This window comes from Pseudarthrobacter sp. MOO14, assembly GCF_058267675.1.
Genome location: NZ_CM177849.1, coordinates 3,023,333 through 3,039,049, shown reverse-complemented (window position 1 = coordinate 3,039,049; position 15,717 = coordinate 3,023,333). Strand labels below are relative to the sequence as shown.

General features: G+C 66.7%; 13 protein-coding genes, 1 tRNA gene, 1 other RNA gene and 1 pseudogene. 10 read left to right on the top strand and 6 right to left on the bottom strand.

Features of this window, described 5'->3' with window-relative positions; genetic code table 11:
• The first annotated feature begins 33 nt into the window (after nt 1–33).
• Both AC4EEV_RS14295 and AC4EEV_RS14290 read left to right on the top strand, forming a co-directional pair.
• On the top strand, nt 34–732 hold the full coding sequence (locus AC4EEV_RS14295) for a DsbA family oxidoreductase (protein ID WP_491329251.1): 699 nt from the start codon (nt 34–36) through the stop codon (nt 730–732).
• Between the two features lie 35 nt (nt 733–767).
• Nucleotides 768–1,418: a TetR/AcrR family transcriptional regulator gene (locus tag AC4EEV_RS14290; protein WP_133831112.1), complete on the top strand. Its 651-nt coding sequence runs from the start codon at nt 768–770 to the stop codon at nt 1,416–1,418.
• A 7-nt stretch (nt 1,419–1,425) separates the two neighbouring features.
• Here the strand turns inward: AC4EEV_RS14290 and AC4EEV_RS14285 are convergent, their stop codons facing one another.
• Nucleotides 1,426–2,100 (bottom strand): LytR C-terminal domain-containing protein, encoded by a 675-nt coding sequence (locus tag AC4EEV_RS14285; RefSeq protein WP_491329250.1) that lies wholly within the window; start codon nt 2,098–2,100, stop codon nt 1,426–1,428.
• Nucleotides 2,093–2,392 (bottom strand): type II toxin-antitoxin system VapB family antitoxin, encoded by a 300-nt coding sequence (locus AC4EEV_RS14280; RefSeq protein ID WP_026264985.1) that lies wholly within the window; start codon nt 2,390–2,392, stop codon nt 2,093–2,095. The genes AC4EEV_RS14285 and AC4EEV_RS14280 overlap by 8 nt, the downstream gene beginning before the upstream one ends.
• Nucleotides 2,393–2,529: 137 nt before the next feature.
• Here AC4EEV_RS14280 and AC4EEV_RS14275 point away from each other — a divergent pair, with 137 nt between their 5' ends.
• A complete protein-coding gene (locus AC4EEV_RS14275; RefSeq protein ID WP_491329249.1) occupies nt 2,530–3,459 on the top strand; it encodes a Cof-type HAD-IIB family hydrolase in 930 nt (309 codons plus the stop codon).
• 49 nt (nt 3,460–3,508) lie between these two features.
• A complete protein-coding gene (locus tag AC4EEV_RS14270; RefSeq protein WP_018763164.1) occupies nt 3,509–5,146 on the top strand; it encodes a stealth family protein in 1,638 nt (545 codons plus the stop codon).
• A gap of 55 nt (nt 5,147–5,201) precedes the next feature.
• Here the strand turns inward: AC4EEV_RS14270 and AC4EEV_RS14265 are convergent, their stop codons facing one another.
• Entirely contained in the window at nt 5,202–6,131 is a 930-nt protein-coding gene (locus AC4EEV_RS14265) for a phosphodiesterase (RefSeq protein ID WP_109045878.1), read from the bottom strand.
• Nucleotides 6,132–6,292: 161 nt separating this feature from the next.
• A complete protein-coding gene (locus AC4EEV_RS14260) occupies nt 6,293–6,805 on the bottom strand; it encodes a glutathione peroxidase (RefSeq protein WP_491329248.1) in 513 nt (170 codons plus the stop codon).
• Nucleotides 6,806–6,913: 108 nt separating this feature from the next.
• Between AC4EEV_RS14260 and AC4EEV_RS14255 the strand changes: the two genes are divergently transcribed.
• Complete coding sequence (locus tag AC4EEV_RS14255) at nt 6,914–7,504, top strand: hypothetical protein (RefSeq protein WP_491330931.1); 591 nt, start codon at nt 6,914–6,916, stop codon at nt 7,502–7,504.
• Between the two features lie 122 nt (nt 7,505–7,626).
• Here AC4EEV_RS14255 and AC4EEV_RS14250 read toward each other — a convergent pair.
• Nucleotides 7,627–7,932 (bottom strand): annotated as a pseudogene (locus AC4EEV_RS14250) (M23 family metallopeptidase); the annotation flags it as partial.
• 597 nt (nt 7,933–8,529) lie between these two features.
• Between AC4EEV_RS14250 and AC4EEV_RS14245 the strand changes: the two are divergent.
• A complete protein-coding gene (locus AC4EEV_RS14245) occupies nt 8,530–9,465 on the top strand; it encodes an oxygenase MpaB family protein (protein ID WP_491329247.1) in 936 nt (311 codons plus the stop codon).
• An 89-nt stretch (nt 9,466–9,554) separates the two neighbouring features.
• Here the strand turns inward: AC4EEV_RS14245 and AC4EEV_RS14240 are convergent.
• Nucleotides 9,555–9,639, bottom strand: a tRNA-Ser gene (locus AC4EEV_RS14240).
• A 385-nt stretch (nt 9,640–10,024) separates the two neighbouring features.
• Here AC4EEV_RS14240 and ffs point away from each other — a divergent pair.
• From ffs to AC4EEV_RS14220, 4 genes are all read left to right on the top strand, one after another.
• An RNA gene (gene ffs, locus AC4EEV_RS14235) (signal recognition particle sRNA small type) lies at nt 10,025–10,121 on the top strand.
• Nucleotides 10,122–10,142: 21 nt separating this feature from the next.
• Entirely contained in the window at nt 10,143–13,412 is a 3,270-nt protein-coding gene (locus AC4EEV_RS14230) for a DNA polymerase III subunit gamma and tau (RefSeq protein ID WP_491329246.1), read from the top strand.
• Nucleotides 13,413–13,487: 75 nt separating this feature from the next.
• Nucleotides 13,488–14,087, top strand: coding sequence for a recombination mediator RecR (gene recR, locus AC4EEV_RS14225; protein ID WP_018763158.1), 600 nt, complete (start codon nt 13,488–13,490; stop codon nt 14,085–14,087).
• 236 nt (nt 14,088–14,323) lie between these two features.
• Nucleotides 14,324–15,682 carry an aspartate kinase gene (locus AC4EEV_RS14220; protein ID WP_018763157.1) on the top strand — a complete coding sequence of 453 codons (1,359 nt, stop codon included), beginning with the start codon at nt 14,324–14,326 and terminating at the stop codon, nt 15,680–15,682.
• The last annotated feature ends 35 nt before the right edge of the window (nt 15,683–15,717 follow it).

The window sequence follows — 15,717 nt, the reverse complement described above, 5'->3', positions numbered from 1 at the left end:
AATGGCGGCCCCTGCCGGCCGGTTATGCAGGCCATGAAGATTGAGATCTGGTCCGACGTCGCCTGCCCGTGGTGCTTCATCGGCAAACGCCGCTTTGAGGCCGCCCTGGCATCCTTCCCGCACCGTGATGCTGTTGATGTGGTGTGGCGGAGCTACCAGCTGGATCCCGGGCTGCCGGAGCACTTCGATGGCACCGAACTGGAATACCTGAGCAGCCGCAAGGGGATGCCGGCCCGGCAGGTCTCGCAGATGTTCGAGCACGTGGCACAGCAGGCCAAGGACGAGGGCCTCAACTACCGCTTCGACAAGGTGGTGGTGGCCAACAGTTTCACGGCCCACCGGCTGATCCACCTCGCTGCCGTCCACGGCAAGCAGGATGCCGCCAAGGAGCGCCTCCTCAGCGACCATTTCGAGCACGGCAAAGACATTGGCAGCCGGGAATACCTGGCAGGACTGGGCCGGGAGCTTGGCTTGCCGGAGGACGAGGTGGACGAACTGTTCACCACGGACAAGTACTCGGACGCGGTGCGGTCCGATTTCCAGGAAGGCCAGTCCCTGGGCATCAGTGGTGTCCCTTTCTTTGTCATTGACCGCAAGTTCGGCCTGTCCGGCGCCCAGCCGGCGGAAACGTTCACGCGCGCGCTTAACCAGGCGTGGCAGGAAGCCAACCCGTTGGTGTTGGTCGATTCCGCGGAGGCCGGGGCCTGCGGTCCGGATGGCTGCGCAATCTAGCGCCGTTTACTGACACATCGCGGTAAAGTGTCTGCATGCCCAGGATTTCAGCGGCCAGCAACGCCGAACAACGCGCTGATACGCAGCGCCGTATCCTCACAGCCTTCGGCGAACTCCTTTTCACCCACGGCCTTCCCGGGTTGACCATGACGGACGTGGCCCGGCACGCAGGCGTGGGCCGGACCGCCGTCTACAACTACTACGCGGACATCGAGGAACTGTTGATTTCCTACGCGCTGGAGGAGACGGAAAAGTTCCTCTCGGACCTGCGCGATTCACTGGGCCGCCTGGAGAACCCGGTGGAGCGGCTGGCCCTCTACGTCCGCGCCCAGGTGGTTGACCTCAGCCGCCGCCACCTCCCGCCCGGACCGGCCATGGGGGCTGTGCTGTCGCCGTCGTCCTTCGCGAAACTCTCCGACCACGTCAGCGAGCTCAGCACCCTGCTGCAGGGCATCCTGCGTGACGGCATGGAGCAGGGCTACCTGCCGGTGGCCGACGTGGGGCAGCAGTCCCAGCTGATCCTGGGCACGCTGTCCTCCAGTGCCGCCAGGGGCAGCGACGAGCCTGCCGAACTGGAAGCGCGCGTGGCCCGGACGGTGCGGTTCATCCAGCTGGGGGCGGGAGCAAGGTTCGACGACGAAGGGCGGCCCCTGCGCGTGGCCGGCCTTCCGGCGGCGGCCGGCTGAGCCGTGGTCAGCGCGCCGTCACGGCGGCCGGGGTTACCGGAAGCTTGTTGGCATCGGCAATGCGGCGGCTTTCCCTGGGGCAGCCCAGGGTCCCAGGGGTTTGGTCCACCACATCCGCCGGGACGAGCGCTGCGAAATCATGGGCCAGGATGACGTCCACGCTGGCGTCGGTCCTGCTGTCCTGGAAGTAGTCGGACCCCGGTACATTGCGCTGCACCGTGAAGGCGGCAGCCTGCCCGGCCGCGCCTGAGACCACTGCAGCAACGCCCCGGTAGCCGGCATTGACGTTCGACACATTGCCCACCGCGAACTTCCGCGCCAGGAATTCATCCGCCACGGAGCGGGCCAGGCCGGCCCGGGTGGTGGAGTTATAGACGTTCAGGCTGACCTTGTCGTTGGGCGTGTAGTCGAACACCGCAGTGGGGCATGAAGACACCGGCTTCTGGCTGGGCTCGGCCGTGGGAACCTTCAGCCGCCCGTTAATGATGGCGAGGGCAACGATGATGGCCGCGGCGATCATCCCAACCAGCAGGACCAGGACCACGCCGTGGAGCACGCGGCGGCGGACCCGGGCCGTTTCGTCGGCGTCCTTGGCCGCTTCCATCGCTGCCCGCAGCTCAGCGCCGGACACCACACGGTGGCCGTGCAGGACGCTGGGGTCCTTCGGCCGGCGGCTAGCCATCGAGCACCAGGACCCGGGCGTGGATCGCCGTGCGCTGGTGCAGTGCCGTACGGACCGCGCGGTGCAGGCCGTCCTCCAGGTAAAGGGTTCCCTGGTATTGCACCACGTGCGGGAACAAGTCACCGAAGAATGTGGAATCTTCGGCCAGCAAGGCCTCCAGGTCCAGCGTGCGCTTGGTGGTCACCAGTTCGTCCAGCCGGACCGGCCGCGGCGGCAGCGACGCCCACTGCTTCGGGGTGCTGTAACCATGGTCGGGGTAAGGGCGGCCCTCGCCCACAGCTTTGAATATCACCATGCAACAGTAGGCACCGCGCCGCCCCAGCGAAAGCATCAGGGCGGACCGGCGCCAGGTTGTAGCCAAACAGTGACCATCCGTCACATCGCCCCGTTCCACGGCAACGGGCCGGTTCCTGCTGACAGAATGGAGCCATGACCGCATCCGACTCCCCCGCCATGCCCGAGCCAGGAACCCGCCTGCCATCCACGCCCCCGCTGGCGCTGCTGCTGGATGTGGACGGACCCGTGGCAAGCCCAGTGACCCGCGACGTGAAGCCGGACATCATCCTTGACCTGGTGGCACTCGCGGCAGCCGGAATCCCCGTCATCTTCAACACCGGCCGCTCGGACGCGTTCATCCGCGAACAGGTCATGGAACCCATGATCGCCGCCGGGATCCCGGCGGGAACAGTCATCCACGCCGTGTGCGAGAAGGGCGCCGTCTGGTTCAGCTATACCTCCGCCGGGCCGGGCCCCATCCACGTGGACCGGGAACTGGCCGTGCCGGCAGCGTACGGCGACGACATCCGGCGCCTGGTGGCGGAGGATTACGCCGCCCACATGTTCTTTGACGAAACCAAACGCGCCATGGTCTCGGTGGAGCAGCACATCGACGTGCCCAGCGCCGAGTACCTGGCCGAGCAAAAGCTGTTCGACGCTGACGCCATGGAGCTCATGGGCAGGCACGGCCTGGGCGTTGTGCGGCTGGACCACCATGCCCCCAATTCCGACGACGCAGTGGATTACCGGGTGGATCCCACCATCATCTCCACCGATATCGAGTCCGTGCGGCTGGGCAAGGACCTCGGCGCCAGCCGCGCGGTGGAACTGCTGGCTGCCCAGGGCATCACGCCCCGGGCTTGGCGGACGGTGGGCGATTCCCGGACCGACTACGCGATGGCCGACTGGCTGCACCACAACGATCACCCGGTCAAGCACGTTGACGTCCGGCCCGCGGACGGCGTGCCCGGCAAACCGTATCCGGTCCTCACGGCAGCGGACCTGGGACTGGACAGCACGGTGATCCACGACGACGCCGGCGGCGCTTTCCTGCGCGCCTGGCGGGAGGCGCTGGGCGCCTGAGCCCCTGCCGCCGCGGCCCGAAACCTGCTGTTACCACGGCAGGACTATCATGCAGGTAAGAAAGCTTACTTCGACCACCACGGAGACAACCATTACAGAAGCACCGGTCCAGGACGAGGTCTACTACGGCGGCCAGGCGTCCGTGGAGGAACAATTTCACGCGGAGATCACGTCGGCGGCGGCGGAACAACGGCTCAGGCACCGCCCCGATGTCATCCGGCACAAGGGCCGCTACGCCCTGATCAACGACACCAGGACCCCCTACCAGGCCATGGTGGAAGATTTGCTGTTCCTGCGGAACGTCCTGGCAAACGCGGGCCTGGCCTACCTCCTGGTCCGCGGCAACAACGACCGCCCCGTGGTGGCGCTGGACTGGAAGAGCCGGAAGAAACTCCGCGCCGCCCTGGTGGAGGCGTGCAGGGACGAGCCCTTCTACTCCATGACCGTGGACGCCAAGAAGAAGACCTCCGTCCTGGTGGCGGACGGCGAACTGTCCTCCAACCGGCAGGCACGGATCTTCCGCCTGTACCGGCCGCGGGTGGAGCCGGTGGGCGGATTCGAGTTCGGCGCCTCCGCCGGCGTCCAGATCGAGCTGTGGTCCTTCGAAGGCGAAGAACTGATCCTCCCCATCGAGAACTCCCTGACCCGCAGGACCATGCTGCGGCAGGACGCCGTCCGCGGCACGGTGGAACGCTACGGCCACACCTGGCCCACCATCGAGAACATGTTCGCCGACCACGCCAGCGACATCAGCTTCGACATCGACCTGGTCTTTTCCTGGGTGGACGGAAGCTCTCCGGAATACATCGCGGCCCGCCGCGCGCAGCAGCAGGGCGTGGTCCTGGGCGAGGGGGACGACCATGAGGCCCGGTTCCGGCAGATCAACGAGCTCAAGTACGCGCTGCGCTCCGTGTACATGTTCGCCCCATGGATCCGCCGCATCTTCATCGCCACGGACTCCCCCGCTCCGGCCTGGCTGGCAGAGCACCCGTCCGTCACGATCGTCCGCAGCGAAGAGTTCTTTGCAGATCCCTCGGTGCTGCCCACGCACAATTCCCAGGCGGTCGAGTGCCAACTGCACCACATCGAAGGGTTGTCCGAACACTTCCTCTACTCCAATGACGACATGTTCTTTGGCCGGCCCGTAGGCCCGGACATGTTCTTCACACCCGGCGGCATCACCAAGTTCATTGAGGCAGAAACCAGGATCGGCCTGGGCGAGAACGCTGCCGAGCGCAGCGGGTTTGAGAACGCCGCCCGGGTCAACCGCAAGCTTCTCTGGAACCGGTTCGGGCGGATCACCACCCGGCACCTGGAACACACTGCAGCTCCGCTGCGGCGCAGCCTCGTGGCCCAGATGGAGGAAGAATTCCCGGAAGAATTCCGGAAGACGGCGGCCAGCAGGTTCCGGGCAGCGGACAACATCTCCGTCACGAACTCGTTCTACCACTACTACGCCCTGCTGACAGGCCGAGCGGTCACGCAGACGGCCGCGAAGGTGCGCTACGTGGACACCACCATGCGGGCCGGGATCAACTACCTGCCCAAGCTGCTCGCCAAGCGGAACATGGACTTCTTCTGCCTGAACGACGGCAGTTTCCCCGAAGTCAGTGCCGACGAACGCGCAGAAGCCGTGACCGACTTCCTGGAAAAGTACTTCCCCATCAAGGCTCCCTGGGAAAAGTGAAGTCCGGGCACGGGTGCCCGGACTTACCGGCGGCCGGCTCCGGAACCCGGCGCGCCTACTTGCTGCTGGCCACGCCCTGTTTGGTGCTGCGGCGCTGCTTGGCGGTTTCCGGAATCCGGACTCCGGCAGCTGCCAGGCGCCGGGCGGTTTCCTCGGGCGAGACGTATTCACCCACGGTGGCCGCGCGGCCCATCGGCACCACCGAGTGCACGATTGTGTGCTCGTATACGTGCACCAGGTTGAAGGCCTGTCCGCCGTCCTGCCCGCGGGTGCCTCCCACCGGAACGTTGAGGTCCTGCGTATAGCAGGATGCTGACGCGACCGAGACCGGAACACCGGCGAAGCTGGCCGTGGTGGAGTAGTGCAGGTGGCCGGCCAGGATGGTGCGGACGTCAGAGTTGCGGACCACCGCCGCCAGGGAGGCTTGGTCGCGCAGCTCCACCAGCACCGAAAGATCGAGTACCGACGGGACCGGCGGGTGGTGGAGTGCAAGGATGGTGCCGTCCGGGGCCGGCGTTTCGAGTTGCTGCGCCAGCCACTCCAGCTGTGCTGTGCTCAGCTCCCCGTGGTGGAATCCAGGGACGGTGGTGTCCAAGGTAATGACTCTCAACCCATTGATGAAGTAGCTGTGGTCCACCGGCTCATCGGTGCCTGGCTGGTCCAGCAGGCCCCGGCGGAAGTTCGCACGGTCGTCATGGTTACCCATGGCCCAGATCACCTTGGCGCCAAGTTCCTCGCATGCAGGGTCAACGATGGCCCGCAGTTTCACATAGGCTTCGGGATCACCCTTGTCTGCGAGGTCGCCCGTGAAAATCACAGCCTCCGGCCGTGCACCGGACGCCTTGACTTCCTCGAAAAGCTGGATGAGGCGTGCTTCGCTGTCGACGGTTCCGTAGAGGGGTTCTGGACCTCCCAACAGGTGGGGATCGCTCAAGTGGAGTAGGAAGTGGCGTGGCCGGGGATGTTCGGCCTCGATGTGCTCCATTGCTACCTCTATGGTCGGTGGGAAGCCGTTCTTCCCTTGTACCCTTCAGTAATATTTATCCAATCAGACATTTGGCAAACTTGGGGTGAATCGCCGTAGCTGATGTGGAAAAAATCAAAAGAACTGCGCTTCTGCAGACTTAATTCGGCCTGCCCGGCGGATCAGCCCAGCGCTTCCTCGATCGCTTCGATGACCTTAGGCGCGTCCGGCTCCACGGTGGGGCCGAACCTGGCCGCCGCTGTCCCGTCACGGCCCACCAGGAATTTTTCGAAATTCCACTTCACCGCTCCCGGCAGCAAACCGGTGCGGAACTTGGTCAGCTCGGAATACAGCAGGTGCTGGTTCCGGCCCCGGACGTCCGCCTTGGCTGTCAGCGGGAACGTCACGCCGAAGTTGCGCTCGCAGAATTCCGCGATTTCGCTGTCGGTGCCGGGCTCCTGGCCGGCGAACTGGTTGCACGGGACACCGAGGACCTCAAAGCCGCGGTCGCGGAATTTTCCGTAGAGTGCCTCGAGGCCGGCGTACTGGGGCGTGAAGCCGCAGTTGGAGGCGACATTGACCACCAGCACCACTTTTCCCTTGAACTGGCCGAAGTTCGTCCTGGTGCCATCGTTGAGGAGCAACGGGATCGGGTACAGGGGCGCCGGGCGCTGTGTTTGCGAAAGGAAGCTCATAAGGGCAATTCGTTGCCATCGGCTCCGTGTACGGGTCCGGCGTTGAAGAATTTTCCCGTCTAGGACGTCGTCGGGACCGGCGTGGGCTCCAGCGTTGTTGGACCGGGTGTGGGCTCGAGCGTTGTCGGGGCGTGTGCCGGCGCCACCGTCGTCTCAGGCGCCGTCGGGGCAGGAGCCGGCTCCACCGGTGCGGGTGCGGGTGCAGGCGTCGGCTCCGTGGCCGTCGGCGTCGGGGTCGGCTCACTCGGCATCGGCGTCGGCGTCGCGGCAGGTTCGGGCGTCGGCGTCGGTTCACTCGGCGTCGGGCTCGGGTCCGGAGGCGCGGGTGTCGGCGTCGGGCTCGGATCCGTGGGCGTGGGCGTCAGCGTCGGGCTCGGATCCGTGGGCGTGGGCGTCGGCGTCGGCGTTGGTGTCGGCTCACTGGGAGACGGGGGCGGCGAGGCCGTCGGGTTGCCGGCTGTCGGATCGGACGACGGCGGCGGGGCACTGGGCGAAGGCTGGGCAGACGCCGTTGGGGCCGGCGTCGTCAACTGCCCGTTGGACATTGGAAAGAAGGTACCGGACGGCGCCGGGCCAGGCAGCAGCGGCGCCGGACCAGGCGATGCCTCCAGCCCGGCGGACGGGGACGATCCCCGGTCCACGTGGAGCGGGATGGTCCAGCTGACCCTCCCGTCGGACAAGCCAGGTCCGGGGCCGTAGGACACCATGCCGGCCGGGAGTGATTGGCCCACGGCGCGCAGCTGGAGGAAGCTCCAATTCAAGGGATTGGTGTAGCGGCCGTTCTGGATGGTCTCAAAGTGCAGATGGCAGCCCGTTGACCAGCCCGTGGTTCCCACCCGGGCGATAACCTGGCCCACCTGGACCCGGTCGCCGGTATGGACGCCAATCGACTCAAGGTGGTTGTACGTGGTGATAAGGCCGTCACCGTGGTCGATCTCCACCCGGTTGCCTCCGCCCCAAGGATGCCATCCGGCCGCCCGGACCACCCCGGTGTCGGCCGCGTAGACGGGGGTGCCGCAAGCGGCCGCGTAGTCCTGGCCAAGGTGGAAGTCTCCTGATGTCCCGCTGAGGGGACTCACCCGGAAACCGAAGGGCGAGCTCGGGTCGAGCGACTGGAGCGGCGCCATGAGGAAGCCTGCCGGCGGCCGGCCCGCACCGGCCGGGCCGACCACCAGTCCCGCCGACGGGTCCTGGAAACCGCCCAGCGCTGCATGCGGGAAAGCCAAAGTGACATGGGGATCCGAGGCGACGGCCGGCGGAAGGGAACCGGCACCAACCTGGTCCGAGGCCGGCGGCCCGGTATTGCCGTCCACCCCCCGGGTGTCCGTACCCGCGACCGCCCCGGCCGACGCCACGTCACCGGCAGTCCGGGCCCGGTCGAGCGCCCCTGCCAACCGGACGGGTCCTGCGGGGCCGCCGGAAAGATTGACTGCACAAGCGGCAGCCGCGACCATACCGGCGGCGGCCACGGCACGGACCAGGTGGGGAAATGTCCGCTGGGCCGGTTTGCCGTTACCGGGCACCCAATAATTGCCCATTGATTGACTCCAGGACGGGGGTTGCCGCGCGTTGTCTCGACGGTACGTCCCATGGGACCACAGGTCCGCCCGCCGGGGAACCCTGGAGCAGCACAATGCGGGTTTTTTGTGGGCGTTGGGTGCAGGGACGCGCCAGCCGGCCAAGCCGCCGACTGACGCACAGGCCGAAATGGGCAAGAATGGCTCATGCGCAATTTCGTTCGTACCTGGCGGGACGAAATCAAGAAGACTTTCTCCGGGAACGCCGATGCACCACCGGAGTGGTCGCTGCGGCTCGCGGAGGGCGACGATGCAGGCTACCACCTGCCAGGGTCGGCGGTGTGGGCGGTCCACGGCTCCATGTCCCCGATCGTGGGCGGAATCCGGACACTGCTGATGCAGTCGCTGCATCCCGGTGCCCTGGCGGGCGTGCATGAACACTCCAACTTCCGCGAGGATCCCCTCCGACGGCTGGCCAATACCATCCGCTGGATTTTCACGGTGACCTACGGTTCCACTGCCGCCGCGGAGGAGGCCTCACGGCGCGTGCGCCGGCTCCATGAACCGGTGCAAGGCAGCTACCAGGACAATGCCGGCACCGAACGCGCCTACAGCGCCAACGATCCCGGGCTGGCGGCCTGGATCCACATCGCCTTCACGGACGGATTCCTGGCCGCCCACAGGATCTGGGGCGGACCGATCCCCGGCGGAGAAGATGCCTATGTCCGCGAGTGGGCCCAGGCCGGGCGGCTCATGGGCGTGGAGGACCCGCCAGTCACCCGGGCACAGATGCGGAGCCAGCTGGACACCTGGTATGAGCAGGGCGAACTGCGGGCTGACGGCAGGGTCAGGGAAACGGTGGAGTTCATCCGCAACGCACCCCTGCATCCACTGCTGAGGCCGGGTTACCGCGTATTGTTCGCGGCCGCCGTTTACAGCCTGGAACCCCGGTACCGCCGGATGCTGGGCCTCTCCGTCCCACGGCTGGGCCCCTTCCCGCTTCCGGTGCGGCTGGCCACAAAGCTGGTGCTCGGCGTCGTACATCTCGCCCTGGGCGGCATCCGCAGGCGCAAGGGTCCCAGCGAAGCAGCAGCCCGGGAACGGCTGCGGCGCCTGGGCGAACCCGCCGCTGACCTGGCCTGAGAAACTGCCCCGCTGTCCCGTTGGGAAGGCCTGGATGGTTAAACGAAAGAACCCGGCCCCGGCAGCTGCCGGGACCGGGTTCCAACCGGCGGAGAATGGGGGATTTGAACCCCCGAGGGCGTTAACCCAACACGCGTTCCAGGCGTGCGCCATAGGCCGCTAGGCGAATTCTCCAACTGCTTCTGAATCAAAAGCAGGTACCAGATTACCTGAACTTTTCCCCATCGCCCAATTGGCCCGTGCAGGGCCCGTTTTCGAACGCGCCCGGCAAGACCTTCAGGTCCCGCCAGGCTCCGTCCCTGACCCGGCAATGGACGCCCCCAATGCGCCCATTCCCTGTTGCTGCACCGTTGAGCTGCCGGGTCCGGTTCGTTCAACCAGGCCACGCAGCTCACAATCTTGAGATTGCCCCAATCGGTGTATATACAAATGATCGTGGCTGCCCCGGGGATAAGCAATGGAAATCCGCGACGTGACCGGCGTTTCCTGCCTCGCGCCCCCTCCGTCACCGCGGCAGCCGGCCGATTCGAGTCGCGCCCCATGTTCAGGTAAAGTGTTTGACGGCCCCTCATGTGGCGTCATCCTGTTGAACTCCCCCAGGACCGGAAGGTAGCAAGGGTAAATGGGCTCTGGCGGGTGCATGGGGGGTCTTTACTATTCCCCCACAGGGCGGCAGGATGTCAGCCCGGATTGGTAGGGTTTTCTCTGTGACAGTTACCACCGCCCTGTACCGCAGATACCGTCCCGACTCGTTCGCTGACGTTATCGGGCAGGAGCATGTCACCGAACCGTTGATGACGGCTTTGCGCAAGAACCGTGTCAACCACGCCTACCTTTTCTCCGGTCCCAGGGGCTGCGGCAAAACCACCTCCGCCCGCATCCTGGCGCGCTGCCTCAACTGTGCCCAAGGCCCCACTGACACCCCGTGCGGAACCTGCCCCAGCTGTGTGGAACTGGCCCGTGGCGGCTCGGGTTCCCTCGACGTCATCGAGATCGACGCCGCGAGCCATGGCGGCGTGGACGATGCCCGGGACCTCCGTGAGCGCGCCACCTACGCCCCGGTCCGGGACCGCTACAAGATCTTCATCATCGACGAAGCCCACATGGTCACCTCGGCCGGGTTCAACGCCCTCCTGAAGATCGTCGAAGAGCCGCCGGAACACATCAAGTTCATCTTTGCCACCACGGAGCCGGACAAGGTCATCGGCACCATCCGCTCCCGGACCCACCACTACCCGTTCCGGCTGGTACCGCCCGAGCCGCTGATGGCTTACCTTGAGCTGCTGTGCCGCCAGGAGAATGTTCCGGTGGCTCCCGGCGTGCTGTCCCTGGTCATCCGGGCCGGCGGCGGATCCGTCCGCGACTCCCTGTCCGTCCTGGACCAGCTCATGGCAGGCGCCGGACCCAACGGGCTGGACTACGAGCTCGCCGTCGCACTCCTCGGCTACACCCACGCCTCACTGCTGGACGACGTCGTGGAGGCCGTGGCCGCATCTGACGCTGCAACGGTCTTCCGGGCCGTAGACCGGGTCATCCAAACGGGCCATGATCCCCGGCGGTTCGTGGAAGACCTGCTGGAACGCTTCCGCGACCTCATCATCGTCCAGGCCATGCCGGAAAGCGCGCACGCCATCCTGCGGGGCATGCCGGCGGACCAGATCGCACGGCTTCAGAACCAGGCGCACAACCTTGGCGCCGCAGAGCTGTCGCGGGCTGCGGACGTTACCAACACGGCCCTGACCGAGATGACAGGAGCCACGTCGCCGCGGCTGCACCTTGAACTCCTGTGCGCCCGGATCCTCCTGCCCAGCTCCGAGCAGAACGAACGCGGCATGGCCGCACGGATCGACCGGGTGGAGCGGCGGCTCAACTACGCCGGGAACGACGTCGGCGCTGCCGCAACGGCCCCGCCAACAGCCGCGCCGGCGCCTTCAGCGCCCGCACCGGCTGCCTCCGTCCCGGCACCAGCGGCACCCGTTCCGGCACCAGCCACCCCAGCCCAGCCGCAGGTGGCCGCCGGCCCGGCGTCACCCAGCCAACACCCTGCCGAAGAAGCCGCCCGGCCCGTTCCCCACCCCGGCCGGGATGCGGCGGACCAGCCATCGAATGCTTCGCCGGCGCCCGCCGTCCGCCCACAGGAAACCGAACAGGCCGCTCCCGCCCAGGCCGCATCGGCCACCCCTGCGGCGCCTGCTCCTTCCGCGGGACCGGCATCCCCTGCAGGTCCCGCTTCCGGGACCAGCCATGGCGCGCCCGCTCAGGATGCCCGCAACCCCCTCACTCCCCCACGCGTAAGCACCAGCGACTGGCCTGTGGAGGAGCCGGCCCGCGGCCGCCAACCCCAGGCGCCCGCTGCGGCAGCAGCCCCCGAGGCAACGCCTCCGGCGCCACAGGAGCAACCTGCACGGTCCGCCCCGGCAGCTCCCCCGGCAATGGGTGACGTTGAAGTCCTCCGCAGGGCCTGGCCTGATGTCCTGCAGACCCTTTCGAAGATCAAGCGCAGCACCTGGGCCCTGGTGGAACCGAATGCACAGGTCAGCGCCTTCGACGGCAGCGTCCTGACCCTCTCCTTCACCACGCCCGGACTCGCCGGAGCCTTCGGCCGGGCGGACCACTCCGACAATTTGCGCCAGGCCATCCACAAGACGGTTGGCATGGACCTGCAGATCCACGCGGTTGCCGGCGGCGCCAGCCAGGCGAGCTCTGAGCCAAACCCAAAAGTTCCGGCCAGTCCGGTGGTTCCGGCCACGTCAGCTGACGTTGCCTGGGGACTTGCCCCGGCCCCCGCCACATCATCGGCTGCCACGGCGGACAATGCTGCCGCAGCCACGCCGGCTGCAGCACCAGTACCTGCACCTGCCGCATCGCCGGCACCGGCCGTAACCCCTGTGACTGCACCTGCCTCCATGCCAGCCCAGGCTGCGTCGTCGCCGGCATCCGCCGCAGCCGCTCCGTCCGCTGGGGACAACCAGCGCCGGGAGCCTGCCCAGCCGGCATCTGAAGGCACCGGAGGCCCGGGCAAGGCATCCGGCCCCGCAGTGTCGCAGTCCCCCTACCCCTCCGCCGCCGGAGACTACTCCTATTCGGACGACGACTGGGGCCCGCCCCGGGACGAGGACGCCCCGCCGCTGGATGAAGAGCCCCCCATGGACTGGGAACCTTCGGCCCCTGCTTCCGGCACCACCGCAACGCCTGCCTCCACCGCCGGCACGGACCGGCCCGCTGGCAGCAACCGCACAGAAGCCGCGCCTAAGGCGGGACCCGCTACCGCCCCTTCCGCCAATACCGGTAACGGAGAGGCCCCGCCTGCGGTAGCCGCCCACGACCCATGGGCCCGGGCCGTCGAACAGGCCCCCGGTGTCTGGGTGGTTGGGGACAAGAGCAACGTGGGTGTGCCGCCTGTCAGTGCTTCCATGGACGAACCGGCGCCCCCGGCCCCTGCCCCGACCCCGCATTACGAACCGGCCACCGCACAGGTGCCGCCCGCTATCCCGGCCTCCGCGACCAGGGCCACGGCCGAGGCCGACCGGGGTGTGGGAGCGGTGAACGACAACAGTCGTGCGGACTCCGTCCGGGAAACGTACAAGCCGGTCCAGGCCATGCCTGCTCCGGAACCTGAACTCGCCATGGCATCAGCCGGGCCCGCCACGTCTGCCCCGTCGCGGCCACAGGCTCCGGCGGCAACGCCCTCCGCGGGACGGCCTGAAACGCGGCAAAGCCTCTACCAGCGGCTGTCCAACAGCCCGGAAGCCGAGGCCGGCCGTGCCAAAGCGCCCACCAGGGCCGCAACGGCCCCCAGCGCGTACGTCCAGGACATCCCGAGCGCCGACGACGAAACCATCGAGGAGTCCGGTGTCTTCGGACGCGCGGCGGTGGAGCGTATTCTGGGCGGAAAGCTGATCGAGGAACGGTCCAACGACGGCAGTCCCCTAGCGCCCCGGTACTGACCGGCCACAACGCCACAAACCGTTGGTCCGCACCTGGTGACCTGCCCCCATCCACATCGAACTAAAGAGGGAATTGTGTACGAAGGTGCTGTCCAGGAGCTGATTGACGAGCTCGGACGCCTTCCAGGGGTGGGACCCAAGTCGGCGCAACGGCTGGCGTTCCACATCCTCGAAGCCGATCCCCAGGACATGAAACGGCTGGTCGAGGCCATCACCACGGTCAAGGACAAGGTCAAGTTCTGCACTGTCTGCGGCAACGTCACCGAACAGGAACTCTGCAATATTTGCAGGGATCCGCGCAGGGACCCGGCCGTGATCTGCGTGGTGGAGGAGTCCAAGGACGTCCTTGCCGTGGAACGTACCCGGTCCTTCCGTGGCAGGTACCACGTACTTGGCGGTGCGATCAATCCCATTGCCGGCGTCGGGCCGGAGCAACTTCGCATCCGCGAACTGCTCACGCGGCTGAACGACGGCGCCATCCAGGAAGTCATCATCGCCACAGACCCCAACCTGGAGGGCGAGGCGACGGCGACCTACCTTGCCCGCATGCTTAAGACGATCGGTATCACGGTCACCCGGCTGGCGTCCGGCCTGCCGGTGGGGGGCGATCTCGAATACGCGGACGAAGTCACTTTGGGCCGCGCCTTCGAAGGCCGTCGAAACGCCCTGGCCTGAGGTGCTGCCCGCCGGCCGCAATACCGGGCCCGGCCGGATTTTCCTGCAGTCGGACGACAGCCAGCCTGTCCAGGCGTTGTCCGGCCGGGCTGCCGCCTGCACGCCAATCCCGTCGTGGGCCGGTATGTGGTCATAATTCAACGTCCCTCCGGGCACGGCGATAAACTGTCGGAGGAAGTCGCGCCGCCAGGCTTCATGGCCTCCAAAACTCCAACTGATCCGATGAAGGTACGCGCATGAGTACGCCCACTACCGAACTGCACAACGCAACCCAGCCGCAGGTGGCGCCCGCCGCCGGCGCGGTGACCAAACAGCTCATCGTGCAGAAATTCGGCGGCTCCTCCGTGGCGGACGCCGAGGGTATCAAGCGCGTGGCCAAGCGCGTGGTCGATGCCCAGGATGCCGGCAACGAGGTGGTGGTTGTCGTCTCGGCAATGGGCGACACGACGGACGAACTCCTGGACCTCGCCGCGCAGGTGACAGATTCCGCTCCCGCCCGCGAAATGGACATGCTCCTGTCCGCCGGCGAGCGCATTTCCATGGCGCTGCTGGCCATGGCCATCAACAAGCTCGGCGCGTCCGCACAGTCCTTCACCGGGTCCCAGGCCGGCATGATTACCGATGGCATTCACGGCAAAGCCCGGATTATCGACGTCGACCCGCACCGCATCCGGACTGCGCTGGACAAGGGCAACATCGCCATCGTTGCCGGTTTCCAGGGCATGAGCCGGGCCACCAACGAAATCACCACCTTGGGCCGTGGCGGCTCGGACACAACGGCTGTGGCACTTGCCGCGGCGCTCGAAGCGGATGTGTGCGAAATCTACACCGACGTCGACGGCATCTACACGGCCGATCCGCGCGTTGTCCCCTCAGCCCAGAAGATCGACACCATATCCAGCGAGGAGATGCTGGAACTCGCCGCCTCGGGCGCGAAAATCCTGCACCTTCGCTGCGTGGAATATGCCCGCCGGTTCGGTGTGCCGCTGCACGTCCGTTCCTCATTCAGCCAGCATGAAGGCACCTGGGTCATTCCCGGCGCCGACGACAAGATCACCACTCAAGAGGGAGTTGCCTTGGAGCAGCCAATCATCTCCGGCGTTGCGCACGACCGTTCCGAAGCGAAGGTCACCGTGGTCGGCGTTCCCGACATTCCGGGCAAGGCCGCTGCGATCTTCCAGGTCATCGCCGACGCCCACTCGAACATCGACATGATCGTCCAGAACGTTTCCACCCACGGCACGGGCAAGACGGACATCTCCTTCACCCTGCCGATCGTCGAGGGCGCCGATGCCCTGGCCGCCCTCCACGCAGCGCAGGACCAGATCGGCTTCGAGGCCATTGAATACAACGAGCAGATCGGCAAGCTCTCCCTGATCGGCGCCGGCATGCGGTCACACCCCGGCGTTTCGGCCACGTTCTTTAAGGCCCTGTCCGATGCCGGCATCAACATCAACATGATCTCCACCTCTGAAATCCGCATCTCGGTGGTAACCCACGCTGACCTGCTGGACGAGGCCGTGCGCGTGATCCACCAGGCGTTCGGCCTGGACAGCGAAAGCGAAGCGACAGTTTACGGCGGCACCGGCCGCTGAGCAGGCACAGAAAGGCCGGGCTGCCGTTACTTTGG